The organism is Pseudomonas asiatica, assembly GCF_040214835.1.
In the GTDB taxonomy this organism is placed as follows: domain Bacteria; phylum Pseudomonadota; class Gammaproteobacteria; order Pseudomonadales; family Pseudomonadaceae; genus Aquipseudomonas; species Aquipseudomonas putida_Z.
Map to the genome: position 1 here is coordinate 4214597 of NZ_CP157874.1, position 24511 is coordinate 4239107.

Annotated in this window: 21 protein-coding genes; 6 read left to right on the forward strand and 15 right to left on the reverse strand. The window is 62.9% G+C overall.

Translation table 11 applies throughout. The features are described from left to right. Positions 1 to 41: 41 nt before the first annotated feature. On the reverse strand, positions 42 to 2666 hold the full coding sequence (alaS, locus tag ABNP31_RS18890) for an alanine--tRNA ligase (protein WP_350012655.1): 2625 nt from the start codon (positions 2664 to 2666) through the stop codon (positions 42 to 44). 265 nt (positions 2667 to 2931) lie between these two features. On the opposite strand from alaS, the gene ABNP31_RS18895 reads away from it, so the two are divergent. Then, a complete protein-coding gene (locus tag ABNP31_RS18895; RefSeq protein WP_350012656.1) occupies positions 2932 to 4209 on the forward strand; it encodes a M91 family zinc metallopeptidase in 1278 nt (425 codons plus the stop codon). Between the two features lie 21 nt (positions 4210 to 4230). Here ABNP31_RS18895 and astE read toward each other — a convergent pair whose 3' ends face one another. From astE to acs, 13 genes are all read right to left on the reverse strand, one after another. Further along, a complete protein-coding gene (gene astE, locus ABNP31_RS18900) occupies positions 4231 to 5238 on the reverse strand; it encodes a succinylglutamate desuccinylase (RefSeq protein WP_085614560.1) in 1008 nt (335 codons plus the stop codon). A 10-nt stretch (positions 5239 to 5248) separates the two neighbouring features. After that, a complete protein-coding gene (locus tag ABNP31_RS18905) occupies positions 5249 to 5539 on the reverse strand; it encodes a topoisomerase II (RefSeq protein ID WP_003256592.1) in 291 nt (96 codons plus the stop codon). A 14-nt stretch (positions 5540 to 5553) separates the two neighbouring features. After that, positions 5554 to 6903, reverse strand: coding sequence for an N-succinylarginine dihydrolase (gene astB, locus ABNP31_RS18910; protein ID WP_085614561.1), 1350 nt, complete (start codon positions 6901 to 6903; stop codon positions 5554 to 5556). Between the two features lie 23 nt (positions 6904 to 6926). After that, positions 6927 to 8390 carry a succinylglutamate-semialdehyde dehydrogenase gene (gene astD, locus ABNP31_RS18915; RefSeq protein WP_085663963.1) on the reverse strand — a complete coding sequence of 488 codons (1464 nt, stop codon included), beginning with the start codon at positions 8388 to 8390 and terminating at the stop codon, positions 6927 to 6929. Then, complete coding sequence (gene astA, locus ABNP31_RS18920) at positions 8391 to 9419, reverse strand: arginine N-succinyltransferase (protein WP_350012657.1); 1029 nt, start codon at positions 9417 to 9419, stop codon at positions 8391 to 8393. A 78-nt stretch (positions 9420 to 9497) separates the two neighbouring features. Beyond that, the gene (gene aruF, locus ABNP31_RS18925; RefSeq protein ID WP_085663962.1) at positions 9498 to 10517 is read right to left on the reverse strand and encodes an arginine/ornithine succinyltransferase subunit alpha; all 1020 of its coding nucleotides are present in this window, start codon (positions 10515 to 10517) and stop codon (positions 9498 to 9500) included. A 147-nt stretch (positions 10518 to 10664) separates the two neighbouring features. Further along, entirely contained in the window at positions 10665 to 11885 is a 1221-nt protein-coding gene (locus ABNP31_RS18930) for an aspartate aminotransferase family protein (RefSeq protein ID WP_013973653.1), read from the reverse strand. Positions 11886 to 12317: 432 nt separating this feature from the next. Next, a complete protein-coding gene (gene argR, locus ABNP31_RS18935) occupies positions 12318 to 13298 on the reverse strand; it encodes a transcriptional regulator ArgR (RefSeq protein ID WP_085663961.1) in 981 nt (326 codons plus the stop codon). 98 nt (positions 13299 to 13396) lie between these two features. After that, a complete protein-coding gene (locus ABNP31_RS18940; RefSeq protein WP_025340127.1) occupies positions 13397 to 14161 on the reverse strand; it encodes an ABC transporter ATP-binding protein in 765 nt (254 codons plus the stop codon). Positions 14162 to 14183: 22 nt separating this feature from the next. Then, positions 14184 to 14882 carry an ABC transporter permease gene (locus ABNP31_RS18945; protein ID WP_003260115.1) on the reverse strand — a complete coding sequence of 233 codons (699 nt, stop codon included), beginning with the start codon at positions 14880 to 14882 and terminating at the stop codon, positions 14184 to 14186. Continuing rightward, positions 14879 to 15568 (reverse strand): ABC transporter permease, encoded by a 690-nt coding sequence (locus ABNP31_RS18950; protein WP_003260113.1) that lies wholly within the window; start codon positions 15566 to 15568, stop codon positions 14879 to 14881. The genes ABNP31_RS18945 and ABNP31_RS18950 overlap by 4 nt, the downstream gene beginning before the upstream one ends. Before the next feature lie 88 nt (positions 15569 to 15656). Then, the gene (locus ABNP31_RS18955) at positions 15657 to 16442 is read right to left on the reverse strand and encodes an ABC transporter substrate-binding protein (protein ID WP_075045965.1); all 786 of its coding nucleotides are present in this window, start codon (positions 16440 to 16442) and stop codon (positions 15657 to 15659) included. A 621-nt stretch (positions 16443 to 17063) separates the two neighbouring features. Beyond that, the gene (gene acs / locus ABNP31_RS18960) at positions 17064 to 19025 is read right to left on the reverse strand and encodes an acetate--CoA ligase (RefSeq protein WP_015271271.1); all 1962 of its coding nucleotides are present in this window, start codon (positions 19023 to 19025) and stop codon (positions 17064 to 17066) included. Positions 19026 to 19423: 398 nt separating this feature from the next. Here acs and ABNP31_RS18965 point away from each other — a divergent pair, with 398 nt between their 5' ends. Further along, a complete protein-coding gene (locus tag ABNP31_RS18965; RefSeq protein ID WP_003260110.1) occupies positions 19424 to 19678 on the forward strand; it encodes a DUF2790 domain-containing protein in 255 nt (84 codons plus the stop codon). Positions 19679 to 19819: 141 nt separating this feature from the next. Here the strand turns inward: ABNP31_RS18965 and ABNP31_RS18970 are convergent, their stop codons facing one another. Beyond that, positions 19820 to 21379 (reverse strand): sigma-54-dependent phenylalanine hydroxylase transcriptional regulator PhhR, encoded by a 1560-nt coding sequence (locus ABNP31_RS18970; RefSeq protein ID WP_025340129.1) that lies wholly within the window; start codon positions 21377 to 21379, stop codon positions 19820 to 19822. 256 nt (positions 21380 to 21635) lie between these two features. On the opposite strand from ABNP31_RS18970, the gene phhA reads away from it, so the two are divergent. From phhA to ABNP31_RS18990, 4 genes are all read left to right on the forward strand, one after another. Then, positions 21636 to 22424, forward strand: a complete 789-nt coding sequence (gene phhA, locus ABNP31_RS18975; RefSeq protein ID WP_003260109.1) for a phenylalanine 4-monooxygenase — start codon at positions 21636 to 21638, stop codon at positions 22422 to 22424. A gap of 39 nt (positions 22425 to 22463) precedes the next feature. Beyond that, entirely contained in the window at positions 22464 to 22820 is a 357-nt protein-coding gene (locus ABNP31_RS18980) for a 4a-hydroxytetrahydrobiopterin dehydratase (protein ID WP_003254532.1), read from the forward strand. A 274-nt stretch (positions 22821 to 23094) separates the two neighbouring features. Continuing rightward, positions 23095 to 23223: a hypothetical protein gene (locus tag ABNP31_RS18985; protein WP_015271274.1), complete on the forward strand. Its 129-nt coding sequence runs from the start codon at positions 23095 to 23097 to the stop codon at positions 23221 to 23223. 89 nt (positions 23224 to 23312) lie between these two features. After that, the gene (locus tag ABNP31_RS18990) at positions 23313 to 24500 is read left to right on the forward strand and encodes an MFS transporter (RefSeq protein WP_350012658.1); all 1188 of its coding nucleotides are present in this window, start codon (positions 23313 to 23315) and stop codon (positions 24498 to 24500) included. Positions 24501 to 24511 lie beyond the last annotated feature (11 nt).

Sequence of the window (24511 nt, forward strand, 5' to 3'; positions counted from 1 at the left end):
AACATGAAGAGGCCGGCGACTAGACCGCCGGCCCCCTCATCTCAAAGTCCCTGCTCTGCGAATGGCACGGCCAGCGCCAGGGCCTGATCCAGTGCAGCGACGTCGACGCCACCACCCTGGGCCATGTCCGGACGGCCACCGCCCTTGCCACCCACCGCCGCAGCGGCTTGTTTCATCAGATCGCCAGCCTTGAGTTGGCTGGAGAGGTCCTTGGTCACGCCGGCCACCAGCACGACCTTGCCCTCATGCTCGCTGCCCAGCAGGATCACTGCGTGGCCGAGCTTGTTCTTCAGCTGATCGACCAGCGCCAGCAGGGCCTTGCCGTCCTGCCCATCCAGGCGGGCGGCGAGCACCTTGGCGCCCTTGACCTCAACGGCCGCGTTGGAGAGATCATCCCCGGCGGCGCTGGCGGCCTTGGCCTGCAGCTGTTCCAGCTGCTTCTCCAGCTGGCGGTTGCGCTCGAGCACAGCCGACAGCTTGTCGATCAGGTTGTCGCGGTTACCCTTCACCAGCTGCGCGGCTTCCTTGACCTGCTCTTCGGCAGCGTTCAGGTAGGCCAGCGCAGCAGCGCCGGTGACCGCTTCGATACGGCGCACGCCAGAGGCCACGCCGCCTTCGCTGATGATCTTGAACAGGCTGATGTCACCGGTGCGCTTGGCGTGGATACCGCCGCACAGCTCCACCGAGAAATCGCCGCCCATGCTCAGCACACGCACGGTGTCGCCGTACTTCTCACCGAACAGCGCCATGGCACCCTTGGCCTTGGCGGTTTCGATGTCGGTCAGTTCGGTTTCCACCGCAGTGTTCTTGCGCACTTCGCGGTTGACGATGTCTTCCAGGGCCTTGATCTGCTCCGGTTTCACCGCCTCGAAGTGGCTGAAGTCGAAACGCAGGCGCTGGCTGTCGACCAGCGAGCCTTTCTGCTGCACGTGCTCGCCCAGTACCTGGCGCAGCGCTTCGTGCAGCAGGTGGGTGGCGGAGTGGTTCAGCGAGGTGGCGTGCTGCACGTCGGAATCGACCTTGGCCTGGACCGGCGAACCGATCACCAGCGCACCGCTGGCAACCACGCCGTGGTGCAGGAAGGCACCACCGGTCTTGGTGGTGTCGCGCACGTCGAAGCGCGCAGCGCCAGCCTGCAGGTAGCCGGTGTCGCCCACCTGGCCACCGGATTCGGCGTAGAACGGCGTGCGGTCGAGCACGACCACGCCCTGCTCGCCTTCACCCAGCTGGTCGACGGCCTGGCCGTCCTTGTACAGGGCGATGATCTTGCCCTGGCCTTCGGTGGCCTCGTAGCCGAGGAACTCGGTAGCGCTGTCGACCTTGACCAGGCTGTTGTAGTCCATGCCGAAGGCGCTGGCGGAACGGGCGCGCTCACGCTGGGCGTCCATTTCGCGCTCGAAGCCGGCTTCGTCGATGGTCAGCTCGCGCTCGCGGGCGATGTCGGCGGTCAGGTCCATCGGGAAGCCGTAGGTGTCGTACAGCTTGAACACCACATCGCCCGGCACCACATCGCCCTTCAGCTGGGCCAGGTCCTGCTCGAGGATGCGCAGGCCCTGCTCCAGGGTCTTGGCGAACTGTTCTTCTTCAGCCTTGAGCACGCGTTCGATGTGCGCCTGCTGGCTGTTCAGTTCCGGGAAGGCCTCGCCCATTTCGGCGACCAGCGCGGCAACGATCTGGTAGAAGAAGCTGCCTTTGGCGCCCAGCTTGTTACCGTGGCGGCAGGCACGACGAATGATGCGGCGCAGCACGTAGCCACGGCCTTCGTTGGACGGCAGCACGCCGTCGGCGATCAGGAAGCCGCACGAACGGATGTGGTCGGCGACCACTTTCAGCGAGGCCTGGCCCTCATTGGCGCAACCGATGGCCTTGGCCGCGGCCGACAGCAGGTTCTGGAACAGGTCGATCTCGTAGTTCGAGTGCACGTGCTGCAGCACGGCGCTGACGCGCTCCAGGCCCATGCCGGTGTCTACCGACGGCGCTGGCAGCGGGTGCAGCACGCCGTCGGCGGTGCGGTTGAACTGCATGAAGACGTTGTTCCAGATCTCGATGTAGCGGTCACCGTCTTCTTCCGGCGAGCCGGGTGGGCCGCCCCAGATGTCCGGGCCGTGGTCGTAGAAGATCTCGGTGCACGGGCCGCACGGGCCGGTGTCGCCCATGGTCCAGAAGTTGTCGGAGGCGTACGGGGCGCCCTTGTTGTCGCCGATGCGCACCATGCGCTCGGCCGGCACGCCGACTTCCTTGGTCCAGATATCGTAGGCTTCGTCGTCAGTGGCGTAGACGGTAACCCAGAGCTTTTCCTTGGGCAGGTTCAGCCATTTTTCCGAAGTCAGGAAGGTCCAGGCGAAGGTGATCGCATCGCGCTTGAAATAGTCACCAAAGCTGAAATTGCCCAGCATTTCGAAGAAAGTGTGGTGACGCGCGGTGTAACCGACGTTTTCCAGGTCGTTGTGCTTGCCACCGGCGCGCACGCACTTCTGGCTGCTGACGGCACGCGTGTAGGCACGCTTCTCCGCACCGAGGAAGCAGTCCTTGAACTGGTTCATGCCGGCATTGGTGAACAGCAGGGTCGGGTCGTTGTTCGGGATCAGCGAACTGGAGGCGACTCGGGTATGTCCCTGCTCTTCGAAGAAGCGAAGGAAGGCTTCACGGATTTCTGCGCTTTTCATAGGTTCTTCCACGGAAACGGCGGCCGTTTGGGCTAATACGTCGAATCGACGAAACGACGGCAAAGGGCGCCATTATAGCCAGCCTGAACGGGAGATACAGTGTGTTTGTACACCAGAACAGCAATCGGCGGATGAAAAGCCGTTCATGAGCACGGCCAGGGCGGAAAAGCAGACCTGCAGGCCCACCCATGCGGTACATAAGCAACACCTGACCCGCGCAGTGGAGCGGGATCCTGCCGGCCCACCCTCGCTGCCGGAGCACTCCATGCCTGAGCTGAACCTGTCCAAACTCCACTCGGATCCACACCCACTGCCTCACGAGGCTACCCTGGCCAATCCGAACCCGATCTACTACATAGATGCTCGCGAACCAGGTTACGCCCAGACCGCCTTTCCCAATGAAGACAACCCCCAGCAGCAGACCGAGGTCAAGTACATCCAGGCTGACCCCAACGTGCGAATCACCCTGGAACACACTTACCCGTTGGGGCGACGCTATCGCCGCAACACCCAGAACAGCGAGCTGCTGGTCTTCAACGTGGCCCCGCGTGCGCTGCGCGCGGATGAGCAGCAAAAGCGCGTACGTATCGCCCCTCGCGAATGCCTGCTGGAAGTGACCATCAACGATGCGGTATTCATGGTCGCCGCGCATACCGCCCAAGCCATCGCCATTCGCCTCACCGATGGCAATCACCACATCGTCATCGCCCCGGAGGTGAAGAAGACGGTGCTGATCGACATGATAGGGAGCGGCAACAGGATCGAGACCGGCGCAGGTATCGTCCATATCGACGCCCATACCGGCACGCACCAGATTGTGGTCGGTAGCGGCCCGGTACTCATCGACAAGGGCGACGCGGTTGTCAACGTCACGGGGCACCGCCTGCTTGGCCGCGAGTCCTCCAGGGTCGAGCTCTACCGCGATACCGAAAACGATGCACGACTGGCCCGGCCCGTGACAGCCGAACATCAGACCCTGGGCAATATCGGCGTGCGAGTGACGGGTAGCGACCCGTTCAGGCAAGCAGCACAGGATGCGCTGGAGCTCCTGCGCAAACTACCCTGCGGCCAGGCGCTACTGGCGGCCCTGGATAAAAAGGCCGGGCAGTCCGGGACACCGATCAGCCTGATCGAAGCATCCAGACACCAATTCACGACCTATACACCCAGCGACCACGAAGAAGATGAAGACGAAGGCCACTTCATCATCGACGAAAACCAGAGTAGCTGGGGCTACAGCGGCGGCACCCTGGCATACAACCCAGGCTGGTCGACCGCTGCGCAACTGCCACTACTCGACCTTTACCGCTGCCTTTGCCAAGGCTGGAACTCGATGTCAGGCACCGTCTTTCCGGGCCAGACCGAGGTTCAAGGCAAAAACGGCGCTTATCCGGTGGACAACCTGCTGCTGCAAAGCATCGGCTTACCCACCGATTGCAGGTTCACATTCGGCGGCAGCACCGCCCTGAACACCAACCCACCCGCCTTCACTGAAAACGGGCTGCGCCAGGCGCTGCAACTGGAGCTGCGCACACAGCCGTGAGCCCAGTGTATCGGGGCCAGCTCAGCCTAGTCGCTGGCCGGAGTCAGGAACGATCAGAATCCCCGCCCTGAGGCCATTCTTGACCTTGGGGTTGGGGAAGATGATGCGTGCGCCCTCCTCCTCGACCACCCAGCGCGTCTCGGCCAGGTCTTCGGCCAGCAGGTAACCCTTGCTCAGCTCGGAGAAATTCTCGATGTCCGCCGGCAGGTGCAGGTGGAAGCTGTCGCTGTGCTTGATGATCTCGCGGGACACGCTGAACAGCTGCAGGCCATCCAGAGAGCCTTCGCCCTGTGGCTCGGTGTCTTCGATGATGTGGATCAGCCTCGCTTCCAGCTTGTCGAGGTTGACCAGCTCGTTCTGACCGAACGGGCGGGCCTTGCCCAACTCCAGGGTGAAGGCTTCGGCCTCCAGCTGCTCGTAGGTGAAGGCGCTGAAGGTGATGGAGGATTTGCTTTGCAGCAACACCGCCTCCATGCCCGCCGCCGCCAGGCGTGCCAGCTCGCGACGGGAATGCTTGCGCCCCTCTTTATAAGGGTACAAGGCGAACTGCTCGATCTTCGAGCCGCGGATGGCGGTATGCAGGTCGTAGTGCAGGCGGCTGCGCCCCGGCTTGCTGAAGAACACCCGGGCGAACTGTTCCAGCTCGGCGGCACGCAATGCCTCGAAGCCACTGGACAGCTCGTGGCGGCCGTTGAACAGGCGGTTGATGTCCTGCTCGATGAAGCGCTCGCCCTTGCGGATCGCTGCCGGGTTGCCGAACAGGAACAGCACCCGGGCCTTGGGTTTGATCTTGCCGTTGGCCACGCCATGCAGCAGCCGCTCGAGCAACTCGATCGGTGCCGTTTCGTTGCCGTGGATGCCGGCGGACAACAGCAAGTCCAGCCCGCAATCCTCGCTTTCGGCCGGGCGCACTTCGAGCGCGCCCTCCCCCAGCCAACGCAAACGCGCGCCCTTGGGTGTCACTTGGGTCTTCTCGGCCGGTTCGTGATCGGTGAGGGTCAGCTCAAGCAATTTGCCAAGGGCGAGCATAGGTACTTCCTTAGTGGTGGTGGCCGCAGTCGGGGCCATGGACGTGATCGTCGTCTTCGCCGACCTCCGCCGGTTCCATTTCCAGCTGCAGGCTGACCAGGTTGGTGGCCATCGGGCGCAGCAGCAGGTTGGCGTACTCGGTGTCGTCTTCCTCGACATCCACGCCGATCAGCAGCTGGCCACGACCATCCTGCTGAATCCACACTTCCTTGCCTTGCCAGACCACGGCAAAGCGGGTGCAGGAAGTTTCCAGCTGGGTGCCGTCTTCATCTTCCAGGATAAGGCGCAGGGCGTCGGTCATTGCAAAGTCTCTCTTCAAGGTTGGCGTTGGAACGGATACACCGAGCCCAACTTCAGGATCTGGGTCAATTCGTCCAGTGCCGTACGGCATTCCACCAGCAACTGCGGGTCGGCCAGGTCCGCCTCGCCAAGGCGATCGCGGTAATGCTTGTCGACCCACAGCAGCAGGGTGTCGTACAGCGAGGCGGTCATGATAACGCCTTGGTTGACCGCTGCCAGTTCCGTTTCCTTCAACGCCACGCGCAAACGCAGGCAAGCCGGCCCACCGCCGTTCTGCATGCTCTGCTTGAGGTCGAACACCTTGACCTCTTTCACCGCGCCGCCCTGGCTGGTCAACTGGCCCAGGTAGGCCCAGACCCGCTCGTTGTTGCGGCATTCTTCCGGCACCACCAACAGCATGGAGCCGTCGTCGCGGCTGAGCAGCTGGCTGTTGAACAGGTAGGAACGCACCGCGTCCTCCACCGTCACCGCTGCCCGCGGCACGCAGATGGCCTGGAAGTTGCCACCCTTGCTGGCCAGTTTAGCTCGCAGCTGGCCAAGTACCGCGTCGGTGTCGAGGAAAGCGTCCTCGTGATAGAACAGCACCTCGCCGTTGCCCACCGCAATCACATCGTTGTGGAACACGCCCTGGTCGATCACGGCCGGGTTCTGTTGAGCGTAGACCACGCCGTCATCGCTCAGGCCATGCAGCCGGGCCACAGCCTGGGAGGCTTCCAGGGTTTGCCGGGCCGGGTACTTCTGCGGCGCCGGGTAGCGGCTGTCGAAGGCGCTGCGGCCGTAGACGAAGAACTCCACGCCGGCCTCGCCATATGCACGGCAGAAGCGCGTGTGGTTGGCCGCCCCCTCGTCACCGAACTGCGCCACGGCAGGCAGTGCCTCGTGGTGGGCAAAGTGCTTGTCGTTGCTGAACATGGCACCCAGCACTCGGCTGGTGGTCGGGTGCTCGATACTGCGGTGGTACTTGCAGTTGAGGTTGGCAGCAGTGAAGTGCACGCGGCCATCGGCAGTGTCGGCACTGGGGCTGACCGTGGCGGCGTTGGCCACCCACATGCTCGAGGCCGAGCAGCTGGCCACCAGCAATGGCATGGCCTCCTTGGCGGCACGCTGGATCACTTCGGCATCGCTGCCGCTGAAGCCCAGGCGACGCAGTGCGGCCACGTCCGGGCGCTCCTGCGGCGCCAGCACGCCCTGCTTGAAGCCCATGTCGGCCAGCGCTTTCATCTTCGCCAGGCCCTGACGCGCGGCTTCGCGCGGGTTGGAACCCTGCTGGCTGTTGCTCTGCGAAGCCACGTTGCCGTAGGACAGGCCGCCATAGTTGTGGGTAGGCCCCACCAGGCCATCAAAATTCACTTCATAGGATTTCATCGGCTAGGCTCCGTGACCTGTTGTTATAGGGTGACGCCCGGCGTCAGGGTTGCCGGCAAGGCAAGGCTGGCGGTCTCCAGCGAAGCCACGGGGTAAGCGCAGTAGTCCGCCGCGTAATAGGCGCTGGCGCGATGGTTGCCACTGGCGCCCACGCCGCCGAACGGTGCACTGCTGGCGGCACCGGTCAGTTGCTTGTTCCAGTTGACGATGCCAGCGCGGCTGCGCAGCCAGAAGTACTGGTAACGGGCGCGGGAGTCGGACAGCAAACCGGCAGCCAGGCCGTACTGGGTGTTGTTGGCCTCATCGATGGCGGCATCGAAGTCGGCATAGCGGATCACCTGCAGCAGCGGGCCGAAGAACTCTTCGTCCGGGCGCTCGGCCACAGCGGTGACATCGACAATGCCCGGGGTCAGCAGTGCGGCATCGGCCTGTGGCTGGGTCATTTCCAGCAGCTTCACGGCGCCCTTGGCGACCAGTTCGGCCTGGGCTGCAATCAGCGCCCGCGCTGCCTGCAGCGAAATCACCGAGCCCATGAACGGCGCCGGTTGCTGGTCGAACGCACCGACCGTGATGGATCTGCTCACCTCGACCAGGCGCGCGATCAGCGCATCGCCCCAGGCGCCTTGCGGCACCAGCAGACGGCGGGCGCAGGTGCAGCGCTGGCCGGCGGAAATGAACGCCGACTGGATAATGGTATACACCGCCGCATCGAGGTCCTTGACCTCGTCCACCACCAGCGGGTTGTTGCCGCCCATCTCCAGGGCCAGGATCTTGTCCGGGCGGCCGGCGAACTGCTGGTGCAACAGGTTGCCGGTGCGGCTGGAGCCGGTGAAGAACAGGCCATCGATACCCGGGTTGGCGGCCAGCGCCACACCGGTTTCGCGCGCGCCCTGCACCAGGTTGAGCACACCCGCCGGCAGCCCGGCGGCAATCCAGCAATTGACGGTCAGCTCGGCGACCTTGGGCGTCAGCTCACTGGGCTTGAACACCACACAGTTGCCCGCCAGCAGCGCCGGCACGATATGGCCGTTGGGCAGGTGGCCGGGGAAGTTGTATGGGCCGAACACCGCCACCACACCATGGGGCTTGTGCCGCAGCACGGCCGTGGCATCGGCCAACGGGCCGCTCTTTTCGCCGGTGCGCTCGCGGTAGCTCTGCACCGAGATCGCTACCTTGTTGATCATGCTGGTGACTTCGGTCGCCGACTCCCACAGGGGCTTGCCGGTTTCCTCACCAATGCACTGGGCCATGGCTTCGGCATGCGCTTTCAGTTGCGTGGCGAACTTCTCCAGCAAATCGATACGCGCCTCCAGGCTCAATTGCGCCCAGGCCGGGAAGGCCTGACGGGCTGCCTGCACGGCGGCATCCACCTGGCTGGCGTCAGCACCCCGCCCCTCCCAGACGACGGCTTGCGTCACCGGGTTGAGCGACTGCAGGGTTTCGCCCTGGCCAACCTGCCAATTGCCTGCGATGTAATGCGTGGTCATTTACTGGGCCTCCCGGCTTGCCGACAGCGGCACGGCGCGCACGTTGTCGCCGGCGCCCATGCGCAGGCGCTTGGCGGTCAGGGGGTCGACCACCAGGGTACCGGCAGCCAGCCGCGCAGGTGCGGCCGTGATGCGACAGTCGTCGCGCTTGCGGTTGTGGATGATGTAAGGCGTCGCGTCCTCGCCCGGCGTGCCCACCGCCAGCACCAGGGTCTGGCTCTCGCGCACGGCGCGGATCTTGGAGGTGTCGCACTCGATGGCGGGGCCGGCGTCGAAGATGTCGACGTAGCCCTGATAGTTGAAGCCTTCCTGCTTGAGCATCGCCAGCGCCGGCTCGGTGTCCTTGTGCACGCGGCCGATCACGTTGCGCGCCGCTTCGGACAGGAAGCAGGTGTACAGCGGGAACTTCGGCATCAATTCGGCAATAAACGACTTGTTGCCCACCCCGGTGAGGTAGTCGGCCTGGCTGAACTCCATCTTGAAGAAGTGCCGGCCCAGGCTTTCCCAGAACGGCGAGCGGCCCTGCTCGTCGGACATGCCGCGCATTTCGGCGATGATCTTCTTGCCGAACAGCTCGGGGAACTCGGCGATGAACAGCATGCGCGCCCGCGACAGCAGGCGGCCGTTGAGGCCGGAGCGGTAGTCGCTGCGCAGGAACAGCGAGCACAGTTCGGAGTTGCCGGTCAGATCGTTGGCCAGGAACAGGGTGGGGATTTCGCGGTAGATCTTCAGCTCCTGCGAGGCGCTGACGGTCAGGCCGACCCGGTAGTTGTACCAAGGCTCGCGCAGGCCGACGGCACCGGCGATGGCACTGATGCCCACCACCATGCCTTCGTCGTTTTCCAGCACGAACAGGTAGTCGGTGTCGCCACGCTCGGCTTCGCCGCGGAAGCTCTTCTCCGCCCAGCCAACGCGATGCCCCAGGCGCTCTTCGTTGGCCGGCAGCGTGGTCAGCCCGGTGGTACCGGTGCTGCGTGCCAATTCGATCAACGCAGGCAAATCGCTGCTGCGTACAGGACGAACGATCATGCTATCTCCTTTTGCGGCGGCGGCGGCCGGCGCGAAACTCTTCTAACGCATCAATCCCGAAACGTCTGTTGCCAGACCTCAGACCGCAACCAGACGCACGCTGGCACCCTCGCCCACCCCCAGTGCCTCGGCGGCGGCCGGGCTCAGGCTGACCGGTTTGCCCGGCACCCAGTCCAGGTCCAGCAGTACCGCGCGGTAATCCTGCAACTGGCCGTTGCACACCAGGTACGGGCGCCCGCCCTTGACCGGGGTGACCTCGAGCTTCACCGGCACCACCCGGCTCTGGGCGATCGAGCGGATACCCGAGGTACGCGCATGCAGGGTCGGGCCGCCATCGAAGATGTCGATGTAGTGCTCGGTCTCGAAGCCTTCGCGCATGAGGATGTCGAAGGTAATCTGCGCCCGCGGGTGCACCTGGCCCATGGCTTCCTGCGCCAGGTCAGGCAGCAGCGGCACGTAGATCGGGTAGTGCGGCATCAGTTCGGCGAGGAAGGTGCGGCTCTTCAGGCCGCACAGGCGCTCGGCGTGGGCATAGTTGAGGTCGAAGAAGTTGCGGCCGATGGCATCCCAGAACGGCGATTCACCCTGCTCGTCGCTGTAGCCGACGATCTCGGTCACCACCGAGTCGGCGAAACGCTCCGGGTGGGCGGCCATGAACAGCAGGCGACCGCGCGAATTGAGCTCGGCCCAGCCACTGTTCACCAGTTCCGGCAGCACATAGAAGCTGGTCAGCAGGCTGTTGCCGGTCAGGTCATGGCACAGCGACAACACGTGGATCTTGTTATGGATCTTCAGCTCGCGCGAGGCGTGCACGAAGGTCTCGTTACGAAAACTGTAGAACGGCTCGGAGTAGCCGGCCGAAGCTACGATGGCCGAGCAACCGGCCAGCTTGCCGGTTTCGCTGTCCTCGAGCACGAAGAAGTAGCTTTCTTCACCGTTGAAGCTGACCTCGGCGGCGAAGGAAGTCTCGGATGCGGCGATCTTGTCGCCCAGGCGAGCGGTGTCGTCCGGCAGCGAGGTGACACCAATGGGGCTGTCTGCAGCCATGCGCTGCACTTCGTTCAGATCAGCCATTTGCGCGGGGCGCATCACCAGCATGGTGTCACTCCTTTGGAATACGGGCCGCTCACGGCGGCACGGAAAAACGGCAGGTGCACTGGCACCTGCACTGGAATCGGGTATCACCGGCCCGGTGCAGGCTCGGGTTGAGCCTGTACCAAGGCCGGCGAAGGAACCGCAGGCGGATCAGCCCTTGGTCAGGGTGGCCACGGCGCGCTCGAAGCGGTCCAGACCTTCGTCGATGTCGGCGTCTTCAACTACCAGGCTTGGCGCGAAGCGGACCACGTCCGGGCCGGCCTGCAGCACCATCACGCCTTCTTTCTCGGCGGCGTTGAGCACGTCCTTGGCCTTGCCTTTCCAGGCCTCGGTCAACACACAGCCCAGCAGCAGGCCAACGCCACGCACCTGGCTGAACAGGTTGTACTTCTGGCCGATCTGCTCCAGGCGGACCTTGAAGCGCTCATGCTTGGCCTTGATGCCGGCCAGGGTTTCCGGGGTGTTGACCACATCCAGCACCGCGCAGGCGACGGCGCAGCCCAGCGGGTTGCCGCCATAGGTGGTGCCGTGGGTGCCGACGGCCAGGTGCTTGGCCAGCTCGGTGGTGGTCAGCATGGCACCGATCGGGAAACCGCCGCCCAGGCTCTTGGCGCTGGTCAGGATGTCCGGGGTAACGCCGTAGTGCTGGTAGGCATACAGCGAACCGGTACGGCCAACGCCGGTCTGCACTTCGTCGAAGATCAGCAGGGCGTTGTGTTCGTCACACAGTTTGCGCGCGCCTTCCAGGTAGGCCTTGTCGGCCGGCACCACGCCGCTCTCGCCCTGGATCGGCTCGATCACCACGGCGCAGGTCTTGTCGGAAATCTGTGCTTTCAGCGCTTCCAGGTCGTTGTACGGCACATGGCTGATGCCGGTGATCTTCGGGCCGAAGCCATCGGAGTATTTCGGCTGGCCACCGACGCTTACGGTGAACAGGGTACGGCCGTGGAAGCTGTTCACGGTGGCGATGATTTCGTGCTTTTCCGGGCCGAAGCGGTCGTGGGCAACGCGACGGGCCAGCTTGAAGGCGGCCTCGTTGGACTCGGCGCCGGAGTTGCAGAAGAACGCACGGTCGGCAAAGGTGGCGTCCACCAGCTTGTGGGCCAGGCGCAGGGCCGGCTCGTTGGTGAACACGTTGGATACGTGCCAGAGGGTGTTGGCTTGCTCGGTCAGGGCCTTGACCAGTGCCGGGTGGCAGTGGCCCAGGGCGTTGACCGCGATGCCACCGGCAAAGTCGATCAATTCGCGACCCGACTGGTCCCAGACGCGGGAACCCTCGCCTCGCACAGGAATGAAGGCCGCCGGAGAATAGTTGGGGACCATGACCTGGTCGAAATCGGCACGTTGCACCGGGGCTTGCTCAACGGACATCTGAGTCTCCTGAAGAGGAACGCTGGCCTGGAAGTGGCGAGCGATGGGGGGATTGTAAGGACTGATCCGCGCCTGTCCTTGCGGCCAAGCGACAACTTGTTACAGCGCAAAACCCAGTTTTGACAAGGCTTTCGGCAATGCGACAAACACTGTCGCAATCGCGCAGTGTACGGGAGAGAGGGGGCTGGGTGAACGGGTGTACACATATAGAAGCGTGGTTGCCTGTACCGGCCGATTCGCGGGCACGCCCGCTCCCACCTGGACCGCACAGGCTTCAAACATCGCACAGACCTGCGGGAGAAAGGGCGCTGCCCGCACCGGCCTCTTCGCGGGTGAACCCGCTCCCACAGAACCTGTGCAAGATTCGAACGTTGTGCGACCCCTGTGGGAGCGGCTTCAGCCGCGAAAGGGCCGGCACAGGGTAAGGAAATGTCAGCCTTTTTCGGCAGGCGCCGAGCTCAGTTCGAACGGGCTGCTGCTACGCCTCTGATTGCGGTCTTCCCGCGGCGTTGCGCCAAAGAAGTTGCGGTAGGCACTGGAAAAATGCGGCCCCGAGGAGAAGCCGCAGGACAGCCCGATCTGGATGATCGACTTGCTGGTCTGCATCAGCATCTGCCGCGCCTTGTTCAGCCGCAGCTCCAGGTAGTACTGGCTCGGCACGCGATTCAGGTACTGCTTGAAGATACGCTCCAGCTGCCGGCGCGAAACGCACACGTGCTGGGCAATTTCGTCGGTGGTCAGCGGCTCTTCGATGTTGGCCTCCATCAGCAGCACCGCCTGGGTCAGCTTGGGGTGGCTGGAGCCCAGGCGGTTCTGCAGCGGAATGCGCTGGCGCTCGCCACCCTCGCGGATGCGCTCGACCACCAGCTCCTCCGACACTGCCCCGGCCAGCTCCGCCCCGTGGTCACGGGCCAGCACCGCCAGCAGCAGGTCGGTCACGGCCATGCCGCCACAAGCGGTCAGGCGATCGCGGTCCCAGTCGAACAGGTGGCTGGTGGCGATGACCTTGGGGAAGCGCTCGGCAAAATCATCCTGCCAGCGCCAGTGCACCGCAGCCCGGTAACCGTCGAGCAGGCCCAGCATCGCCAGGGGGTAGACCCCGGCCGACAGGCCGCCGATCATGCAGCCACTGCGCGCCAGTTGCTTGAGCGCCGCCGACAACGCAGCCCCCACTGCCGGCGGCTGCTCGTCAGCCAACAGGAACAGCTTGTGGCACCCCTCAAGGCGGCCGTTCCACGGCTCGCCCGGCAGGCGCCAGCTACCCTCTTGCGCCGGCTCCGCCTGCAGGAAGACCAGCTCGTAGACCACCTCCGGGTGCACCCGCTGCGCCACCTGCAACACTTCCTCGGCCAGCGCCAGGGTCAAGGGCCGGGTGCTGGGCCAGATGAGAAAACCGATTCGCTGGGTGGTCATAGGGTGCGGTCCGAAACCTGAGGTCGTTCGAGTCTGTGCGCCGGGTCAGGCTGCGCTCGCCGCGCAGCATGCCCTATTCTGGTGCAAAATTGCAGTTTTTACTTCAGGCTGCCGGAGAGGAACTGCTTCAGGCGCTCCGACTGCGGGTTGGCCAGCACTTCACGCGGGCAGCCGGTTTCTTCCACCAGGCCCTTGTGCAGGAACACCAGCTGGTTGGACACCTCACGGGCAAAGCCCATTTCGTGGGTCACCACCACCATGGTGCGGCCTTCCTGGGCCAGCGCCTGCATCACCTTGAGCACATCGCCCACCAGTTCCGGGTCCAGCGCCGAGGTCGGCTCGTCGAACAGCATGACCTCCGGCTCCATGGCCAGCGCCCGGGCAATTGCCACACGCTGCTGCTCACCGCCGGACATGTGCCCCGGGAAGGCGTCCTTGCGATGAGCGACACCTACCTTGGCCAGATAGTGCTCGGCCTTTTCCAGGGCTTCCTTGCGGTTCACGCCCAGCACGTGCACCGGCGCTTCGATGATGTTTTCCAGCGCGGTCATGTGCGACCACAGGTTGAAGTGCTGGAAAACCATCGACAGGCGCGAGCGCATGCGCTGCAGCTGACGCGGGTCGGCGGCCTTGAGCGCGCCGTCCTTGCCCGGTACCAGCTTCAACTCTTCGTTGTTGAGCAGGATCTTGCCGGCGTGCGGCTGCTCCAGCAGGTTGATGCAGCGCAGGAAGGTCGACTTGCCCGAACCGCTGGAGCCGATGATGCTGATGACATCGCCTGCCTTGGCCGACAGGGACACGCCCTTGAGCACTTCATGGCTGCCGTAGCGCTTGTGCAGGTCTTGGACTTCGAGTTTGTACATGCTGTCGATTCTCACAAAGCGGTCAGTGCTTGCGCGGCGCCAGGTAGCCGAGCCAGCGGCGTTCGGCCATCTTGAACAGGCGCACCAGGATGAAGGTCAGGCACAGGTAGAACACGCCCGCCGTGATATAGGCCTCGAAAGGCAGGTAGTACTGGGCATTGACCGTGCGCGCAGCGCCAGTGATGTCGATCAGGGTGACGATCGACGCCAGGCTGGTGGTCTGCAGCATCATGATCACTTCGTTGCTGTACTGCGGCAGCGCCCGGCGCAGGGCCGACGGCAGCAGGATGCGCCGGTACATCTTCATGCGCGACATGCCCATGGCCTTGGCCGCCTCGATTTCGCCGTGGGGCGTGGCCTTGAGGCTGCCGGCGATGATTTCGGCGGTGTAGGCACTGGTGTTGATGCCGAACGCCAGGCAGGCGCAGAAGGTAGCGCTGGACAGCAGCGGCCACAGGAAGCTTTCGCGCACCGCCTCGAACTGCGCCAGGCCGTAGTAGATCAGGAACAGCTGCACCAGCATCGGCGTGCCGCGGATCACGTAGGTGTACAGCCACGCCACGAGATTGACCGCTGGCTGCTTGGACACCCGCATCAGGCCCAGCGGAATGGCCGCCAGCAGCCCGAAGAACAGCGAAATCGCCAGCAGCTTGAGGGTGGTCAGCAGGCCGCCGAAGTACATCGGCAGTGCCTCCCAGACGACGTTGTAGTCGAAGATCATAGTTCAGCCACCTTGACGCCAACCGAGTAGCGGCGCTCGAGATACTTCAGGGCCAGCAGCGAGATGCTGGTCAGCACCAGGTACAGGGCCGCCACCGCCAGGAAGAAGGTGAAAGGCTCGCGGGTGGCGTCGGCCGCCTGCTTGGCCTTGAACATCATGTCCTGCAGGCCCACTACCGAAATCAGCGCGGTGGCCTTGGTCAGCACCAGCCAGTTGTTGGTGAAGCCCGGGATCGCCAGGCGAATCATTTGCGGCACCTGGATGCGGAAGAACACCTGGCGGTTGCTCATGCCATACGCCACGCCCGCTTCGGCCTGGCCTTTCGGAATACCGAGGAACGCACCGCGGAAGGTTTCCGACAGGTAGGCACCAAAGATGAAGCCCAGGGTACCGATACCCGCGATCAGCGGATTCAGGTCGATGTAGTCTTCATAACCGAGCAGCGGCGCAACGCGGTTGATGATGTCCTGCCCGCCGTAGAAGATCAGCAGGATCAGGACCAGGTCCGGAATACCACGAATCACCGTGGAATACAGATCGCCCAGCCAGGCCAGCCAGCGCACCGGCGACAAGCGCAGCGCCACACCGATCAGGCCGAGCACGATGGCCAGGGCCATCGACGACAGGGCGAGCTGAAGCGTCAGCCACGCCCCGTCGAGGATGACTGCCCCGTAGCCTTTCAACATGATGAGGTCCTCGACCTAGAGAATGAAAAATGGTGCAAACCTCAGAGCCTCTGCTGTTTGCACCATTGCACAGGTGAAACCCGACGTCTTAGTTCGAGTCTGGACCGTAGATGTCGAAGTTGAAGTACTTCTTCTCGATTTCTTTGTACTTGCCGTTGGCACGGATGGCGTCGATGGCAGCGTTGATGCGGTCGACGTTGGCCTTGTCACCCTTGCGCACGGCAATACCGATGCCGTCACCGAAGTACTTGGCGTCGGTGAAGGACGGGCCTACGAAGGCGAAGCCCTTGCCGGCGTCGGTCTTGAGGAAGCCGTCTTCCAGCAGGGTGGCGTCAGCCACGGTGCCATCGAGGCGGCCAGCTGCCACGTCCAGGTAGATTTCGTTCTGGGTGCCGTAAGGAACCACGGTGGCACCTTTGGCGCCCAGTACTTCCTTGGCGAAGCGGTCGTGGATCGAACCGCGCTGCACACCAATCTTCTTGCCCTTGAGCTCATCCAGGCTGTCGCTGACGGCGGTACCTTCCTTCATCACCAGGCGCGCCGGGGTCAGGTAGTAGCGCTTGGTGAAGTCGACCGATTTCTTGCGGTCTTCGGTGATCGACATGGACGACAGGATGGCGTCGATCTTGCGCACTTTCAGCGCCGGGATCAGGCCGTCGAACTCCTGCTCGACCCAGGTGCACTTGGCTTTCATCTCTTCGCACAGGGCATTGCCGATGTCGTAGTCAAAACCGGCAATGCTGCCGTCTGGCTGCTTGAAAGCGAAGGGTGGGTAGGCGGCTTCGATGCCGATTTTCAGCGGTTTTTCATCGGCCTGCGACACCAGGGAAAACACGGACAGCGCCAGGGCGCCAAGCAGTGCGAGCTTCTTCATCAGGTAACTCCATCGGTACGGAGCAATACAAGGCAGGTAACGGCTGCCCGATATGCGAATGGGTACAACGCGAGCCGCGCAGGGTTCGACCAAGGTCGCAGACCACGAGCGAGTGATTGGCATTTTAACGACAGCCCGGTAGTCGATATTTCTTCAAAGCGACAACTACTTACAGAAGCGCTTGAAACGGCAGCGGGCGATGTTGACAGCCATTGCAAAATATGCAAGAGCGCAAGAAATAGAACCTATAGTACTAGCAATTCCCGGGCCTATTATTGGCAAAGCCTTGTATTACGGCAAGTGCAGCGTGCCGTGTCGCAAAAAAGGCTGCGAAAACGCACTGAAACAGGCCGGATTTGTTTCCTGGCGCCCCGATATTGTGCGGCGTCGGTGACAGAACAGTTACCGATGAATGTCGGGTAACAGTAAAGCAAAAAACCCCGCCGGTTGCCCGGACGGGGTTTTGTTGGCGGCACACGCCCCTGTAGGAGCGGCCTTGTGTCGCGATGGGTCGCAAAGCGACCCCGGCAATTCAGGCTGTGAAGCCGAAATCCTGGGGCCGCTTCGCGACCCATCGCGACGCAAGGCCGCTCCTACAACGGATCGCGTCCAGCCCCACTATCAGGCCGAAGCCAGGCTCATGGCCTTGTGGGTATCGATCAGGTGCTGCACCACACCCGGGTCGGCCAGGGTCGAGATATCGCCCAGGGCATCGTACTCACCCGTGGCAATCTTGCGCAGGATGCGGCGCATGATCTTGCCCGACCGGGTCTTCGGCAGCCCCGGCGCCCACTGGATCACATCCGGCGAGGCGATCGGGCCGATTTCCTTGCGCACCCAGTTCTTCAGCTCCAGGCGCAACTGCTCGCTGGCCTCGATACCGGCATTGAGGGTGACATACACATAGATGCCCTGCCCCTTGATGTCGTGCGGCACACCCACCACCGCGGCCTCGGCCACTTTCGCATGCGCCACCATGGCACTTTCGATCTCGGCAGTACCCATGCGGTGACCGGACACGTTCAGCACGTCATCCACGCGACCGGTGATCCAGTAGTAGCCATCCTCGTCGCGGCGCGCACCGTCACCGGTGAAGTACATGCCACGGAAGGTCTTGAAGTAGGTATCGACGAAACGGTCGTGATCGCCGTACAGCGAACGCGACTGGCCCGGCCAGGAATCGAGGATCACCAGGTTGCCTTCGGCAGCACCCTCGATCAGGTTGCCCAGGTTGTCCACCAGCGCCGGCACCACGCCGAAGAATGGGCGGGTTGCCGAGCCCGGCTTGAGGCCGGTAGCGCCCGGCAGCGGGCTGATCAGGATGCCGCCGGTCTCGGTCTGCCACCAGGTGTCGACGATCGGGCAACGCTCCTTGCCCACGGTCTTGTAGTACCAGTTCCAGGCTTCGGGGTTGATCGGCTCACCCACCGAGCCCAGCAGGCGCAGGCTGGAGCCATCGGCACCTTCGACTGCAGCCTGCCCTTCAGCCATCATCGCGCGGATGGCGGTTGGTGCGGTGTACAGGATGTTGACCTTGTGCTTGTCGACGATCTTCGACACGCGCGTGATGTCGGGGTAGTTCGGCACGCCTTCGAACAGCAAGGTAGTAGCGCCGTTGGCCAGCGGGCCGTAAACGATGTAGCTGTGGCCGGTGACCCAACCCACGTCGGCGGTGCACCAGTACACCTCGCCCGGGCGATAGTCGAACACGCGCTCATGGGTGAGCGCCGCGTACACCAGGTAGCCACCGGTGGTGTGCAGCACGCCCTTCGGCTTGCCGGTGGAGCCGGAGGTATAAAGGATGAACAGCGCTTCCTCGGCACCCATCTCTTTCGGCGCGCAATGGCTGGAGGCGACTTTCATCAGGTCTTCGTACCAGATGTCGCGGTGCTGGTGCCAGGCAATGTCGCCACCGGTGCGCTTGCACACGATGATCTTCTGCACGCTGTTGGTTTCAGGGTTGGTCAGCGCCAGGTCGACGTTGGCCTTGAGCGGGGTACGCCGGCCACCGCGCACGCCTTCGTCGGCGGTAATCACGACCTTGGACTTGCAGTCGATGATACGACCGGCCAGCGCCTCGGGCGAGAAGCCGCCGAACACCACCGAATGGATCGCACCGATACGGGCACAGGCCAGCATGGCGACCACGGCCTCGGGGATCATCGGCATATAGATGGTGACCACGTCACCCCGGTGCACATCCTGGCCACGCAGGGCGTTGGCGAACTTGCAGACCTGCTCGTGCAGTTCGCGATAGGTGATGTTGCGGTGTTCGGAAGGGTCGTCGCCTTCCCAGATGATGGCCAACTGGTCACCGCGCTCTTCGAGGTGGCGGTCCAGGCAGTTGGAGGAAACGTTCAGAGTGCCGTCGGCGAACCATTTGATATCGACGTGATGGTCGTCGAAGGAGGTCTGCTTGACCTTGGTGAACGGCTTGATCCAGTCGATGCGCTGGGCCTGCTCGCGCCAGAAGCCGTCCGGGTTGATCACCGATTGCTGGTACATGGCCTTGTAGGTGGCCTCGTCGGTCAGGGTGGTGGCCGCAACCTCGGGACGAACGGGATACAGTGGAGCCGCACTCATCTGTGTTACCTCGGTGTAATAGTTGTTTTTGTATGGAACCGTTTGTAACTGTACCAGAGCGACAAAAGCCATTCGACGTTGGTAGTAATTTGGTACGCCCGTTCTGACAAAGCGCTCTGGCACGCACCTTACAGCCCAGGCGAGAAATTACGGGCGCGGTTTACCAGAGGATTGTTACAGATTCTGTCAAAACACTTTATCAAAAGACCCACTGTTTCGGCCTTGGCCCCAGCCATAAAATTCACCTCGCCAGCAACGGCAAGGCGATTAACAACTGGTAACAGCCCCCACGAAGGCAAGCGTTAATCCCCCTCCAAACCTGATAGTTAAAACTAGCAATACTCGCGGCGCCATAAGCGCCGCGTGCCCCCTCACGACCTTAGACAGGTAAATTGAAAATGAAAGCTTTACTGGTATTGGTACTTGGCAGTCTTTGCGGCGCGGCGATGGCCGGCGAAGCTAAAGATGCCGAGCAGATTCCGGTTGAACAGTACAGTTACTCACAGCACCTGGACATTGCCCGCGTCATTTCCATGAGCGAAGTGCCCAATGTGTGCGAAGTCGTGCCAGCCCGCATGACCTACGAGGACTCCAAGGGCCAGAAGCACATTCTCGAATACCGCGTGATGGGGAACGGCTGCTCGAACGGCTGATACCTTGTGAATTGGGGGCCCTGCGGGCCCCATTCGCGACACAAGGCCGCTCCTACATTGATAGGCGTACGCAGGCCTTTGTAGGAGCGGCCTTGTGTCGCGAAAGGACTGCGCAGCAGTCCCGCCTCTTATAAATCCTGATTAATCTGCAGACTTGCCAAGTGAATAATCCCTCAACTTGTTGGCAATAGTCGTATGCGAAACACCCAGTCTTTTACCTAAAGCCCGACTACTCGGGAATTCCCCCATCAAACTTTCCAGCACCGCTTTTTCAAAGCGCCCGACAATCTGCGAAAGATCCCCGTCCAGCGAAAACTCACCCAGCGGTTGGCGCACGCCGTAATCCGGCAAACGTATATGTTCACTTTTGACCACGCCGCCTTCGCATAACGAAACCGCCTGGAACAACACGTTTTCCAACTGCCTTACATTACCTGGCCAATGATACTGGCCAAGTTTGTCCATCGCCGCCGGCGCCAGGCGCGGCATGGCGCAGCCGATCTGTCGGCTGGCCTGGTCGAGAAAGTGCTGCACCAGCCCTTCCAGGCCATCCATGCATTCGCGCAAAGGCGGAATGTGCAGCGACAACACATTGAGCCGGTGATACAGGTCCTGACGAAACTCGCCACGGGCACACAATTCGGACAAATCCACCTGGGTCGCGCAGATCACTCGCACATCCAGGTACACCTCTTCATCGCTGCCTACGCGGCGGAAGCAGCCATCTTGCAGAAAACGCAGCAGCTTCACCTGCAAGCGCGGGCTCATCTCCCCTACCCCGTCGAGAAACAGCGTGCCACCGGCGGTCAGCTCCAGCAGCCCCAGCTTGCCCTCGGCCCGCGCCCCTTCGAATGCCCCGGGGCCGTAGCCGAACAGCTCGGTCTCGGCCATCGACTCGGGCAACCCGGCGCAGTTGAGCGCCATCAACGGCGACTGGCCGCGCGGGCTTGCCAGGTGGCAGGCACGCGCCAGCAACTCCTTGCCGGTGCCGGTCTCGCCCTCGATCAGCAAAGGCGCGTCCAGCGGCGCCATGCGCCGCGCCTCGCGCACCACCGCAGCCATCACCCGCGAGCTCTGGAAGATACTGTCGAAACCGCGCAGCTCCTGCTTGCGCACGTTATAGATGCGCTCACCGATTCGGTCGGCGCGGTGCAGGGTCAGCACCGCGCCGGCCAGCGCCTCGCTGTCGTCGTGCTCGGACTGCAGCGGCGCGATATCGGCCAGGAACACATCGCCCTTGACCTTGATGCGCAAGCCGTTGATGCGCGACTTGTTGGCGCGCACCAGCTCTGGCAGGTCGAAGTCCTCCACATAGCGCGCCAGCGGCATGCCCGGCACCTCGTCCACCCGCACCCCCAGCAGCTGCGCAGCGGCACGGTTGGCGGCGACGATGCTGCCGCCCATGTCGATCGACAGTACCGGAAAATCCAGCGCACCCAGCAACGCATTCAGCTCCATGTGTCGGCGCTCGCTGGGCATCAGCCCCACGCGCTTGACACCGAATACCCCGGCAATCGCCTCGAACTTCGGCCGCAGCGCCTGGAACTGCAGATTGATCAGGTTCGGGCAATGCAGGTAGATGGCGTTGCCATGGTCACCGCCCACCTCGCCGCGCAGCACGTTGATGCCGTACTCCACCAGCAGGTTGAGGATGTCGCGCAGGATGCCAATACGGTTCTGGCAATGCACTTTGATACGCATGAGGGCTCTCGAAGCGCCAATGTTTTTCAACACCGCGCGGAAAAGTCGTAAAGATAAGCTGACAAAAACAGCCGAAGCTTCAGCCAGATGCCTCGGATTTTCCGACACCTGCGCCTTTTTGTAAAATTATCGTTACGAAAACATCGCCGAATGCCGGTCCCGCCCACTGGCCCACCCCGTGCAAAGTGGCCAGTGAAGGGATATTCCTTAGGCATGTCCTGCACATAACAAGAAAAGCCCTCACCAGGAGAGCCACATGAAACAGACGCAATACGTGGCACGCGAGCCCGATGCGCATGGTTTTATCGATTACCCGCAGCAAGAGCATGCGGTATGGAACACCCTGATCACCCGTCAGCTGAAAGTGATCGAAGGCCGCGCGTGCCAGGAATACCTGGACGGCATCGACCAGCTCAAGCTGCCCCATGACCGTATTCCGCAACTGGGCGAGATCAACAAGGTGCTGGGCGCCACCACCGGTTGGCAGGTTGCCCGGGTCCCGGCGCTGATCCCCTTCCAGACCTTCTTCGAACTGCTGGCCAGCAAGCGCTTCCCGGTCGCCACCTTCATCCGCACCCCGGAAGAGCTGGACTACCTGCAAGAGCCCGATATCTTCCACGAGATCTTCGGCCACTGCCCGCTGCTGACCAACCCCTGGTTCGCCGAATTCACCCATACCTACGGCAAGCTCGGCCTGGCCGCGACCAAGGAACAACGTGTGTACCTGGCGCGCCTGTACTGGATGACTATCGAGTTCGGCCTGATGGAAACCGCGCAGGGCCGCAAGATCTATGGCGGCGGCATCCTCTCGTCGCCAAAGGAGACCGTCTACAGTCTGTCTGGCGAGCCCGAGCACCAGGCCTTCGACCCGATCGAGGCCATGCGCACACCGTACCGCATCGACATCCTGCAGCCGTTGTATTTCGTGCTACCGAACATGAAGCGTCTGTTCGACCTGGCCCACGAAGACATCATGGGCATGGTTCACAAAGCCATGCAGCTGGGCCTGCACGCACCGAAGTTTCCACCCAAGGTCGCTGCCTGAGCGACCTTGCCGATAACAACTCGAACCGGAAAACACCACATGAATGCCTTGAACCAAGCCCATTGCGAAGCCTGCCGCGCCGACGCACCAAAGGTCACCGACGAAGAGCTGGCCGAGCTGATTCGCGAAATCCCGGACTGGAACATCGAAGTACGTGACGGCCACATGGAGCTGGAACGCGTGTTCCTGTTCAAGAACTTCAAGCACGCCCTGGCGTTCACCAATGCCGTGGGCGAGATCGCCGAGGCCGAAGGCCACCACCCGGGCCTGCTGACCGAGTGGGGCAAGGTCACCGTGACCTGGTGGAGCCACTCGATCAAAGGCCTGCACCGCAATGACTTCATCATGTGCGCACGCACCGACAAGGTGGCGGAGACGGCTGAAGGCCGCAAGTAAGCACTGAGAAACTGGGGCCTGTGGGAGCGGGTTCACCCGCGAAGCAGACAACGCGGTGCATGGCACCGGCTTCGCCGGTGTTCGCGGGTAAACCCGCTCCCACAGGGGCCCCAGTTTTTTGCAGGAAACATGTCCGCTGTTCGCCCGCAAAACCGACAAGCGACCGCTAAAAAATCCAAACTGTCATCCAGACTTGTGTATCCTGCCCCAGCTTTGCGAAGCTTCAAACGCGCCTGGCGCAGACTTTTCACTCACACTTGCGAGGAACGACGAGATGCATGAAATCCCGAATCTTCCCTTCCCAAGCCTGAACCCAGAAGAGCCAACCGTGACCGTTCACGCCGAACCGGCAGCTGCCGTCGAGCAGGATGGTGACGATCAATCCAGCGCTGACCAGGAATAACCGCGCATCCCCGACTGTGTGAAAACGGCTGACCTGCGGGCTACCCCGTCATCACGTTTTCACACCGTCCAGAACCCACGTAGGCCCTCATGCCCCACTCACCGCGCCCCCTTGCGGTCACCCTGCAAGTCGTCTCCATCGTCCTCTTCACCTTCATCGGCTACCTGAACATCGGCATCCCGCTGGCCGTATTGCCCGGCTATGTGCACAACGACCTGGGCTTCAGTGCCGTGGTCGCGGGCCTGGTGATCAGCGTGCAGTACCTGGCCACCCTGCTCAGCCGCCCCACCGCCAGCCGCATCATCGACAACCACGGCAGCAAGAAGGCGGTCATGTATGGCCTGGCCGGCTGCGGGCTCAGCGGGGTGTTCATGCTGGCCTGCGCCTTCCTCACCCACCTGCCCTGGCTGAGCCTGGCCTGCCTGCTGGTCGGCCGCCTGGTGCTCGGCAGTGCGGAAAGCCTGGTGGGCTCCGGTGCGATTGGCTGGGGCATTGGCCGCGTAGGTGCCGAAAACACGGCCAAGGTCATTTCCTGGAACGGCATCGCCAGCTATGGCGCGCTGGCCATCGGCGCTCCGTTGGGCGTGCTGATGGTCAAGAGCCTGGGCCTGTGGAGCATGGGCGTGAGCATCATCCTGCTGTGTGCGCTCGGGTTGCTGCTGGCCTGGCCCAAACAGGCCGCACCGATCGTCAGTGGCGTGCGCCTGCCGTTCCTGCGGGTGCTGGGCAAGGTGTTCCCGCACGGCTCGGGGCTTGCCCTGGGCTCGATCGGCTTTGGCACCATCGCCACCTTCATCACCTTGTATTACGCCAGCCGCGGCTGGGCCAATGCGGCACTGACCCTGAGCCTGTTTGGCGCCAGCTTCATCAGTGCGCGACTACTGTTCGGCAACCTGATCAACCGGCTTGGCGGGTTCCGGGTGGCGATCGCCTGCCTGTCGGTGGAAACACTCGGGCTGCTGATGCTGTGGCTGGCGCCCAGCGCCGAACTGGCGTTGGCGGGGGCCGCACTGAGCGGGTTCGGCTTCTCGCTGGTGTTCCCGGCACTGGGGGTGGAGGCGGTGAACCAGGTGTCGGCGGCCAACCGCGGGGCGGCGGTGGGGGCTTATTCGCTGTTCATCGATTTGTCGCTGGGGGTGACCGGGCCGCTGGTGGGCGCGGTGGCGGCGGGGTTCGGGTTTGCTTCGATGTTTCTGTTTGCGGCAGCGGCGGCGGCTTGCGGGCTGGTGTTGAGCCTGTATCTGTACAGGCAGGTGCGGCGTCAGCGGGGTCTTTAAAAACAGGGGGG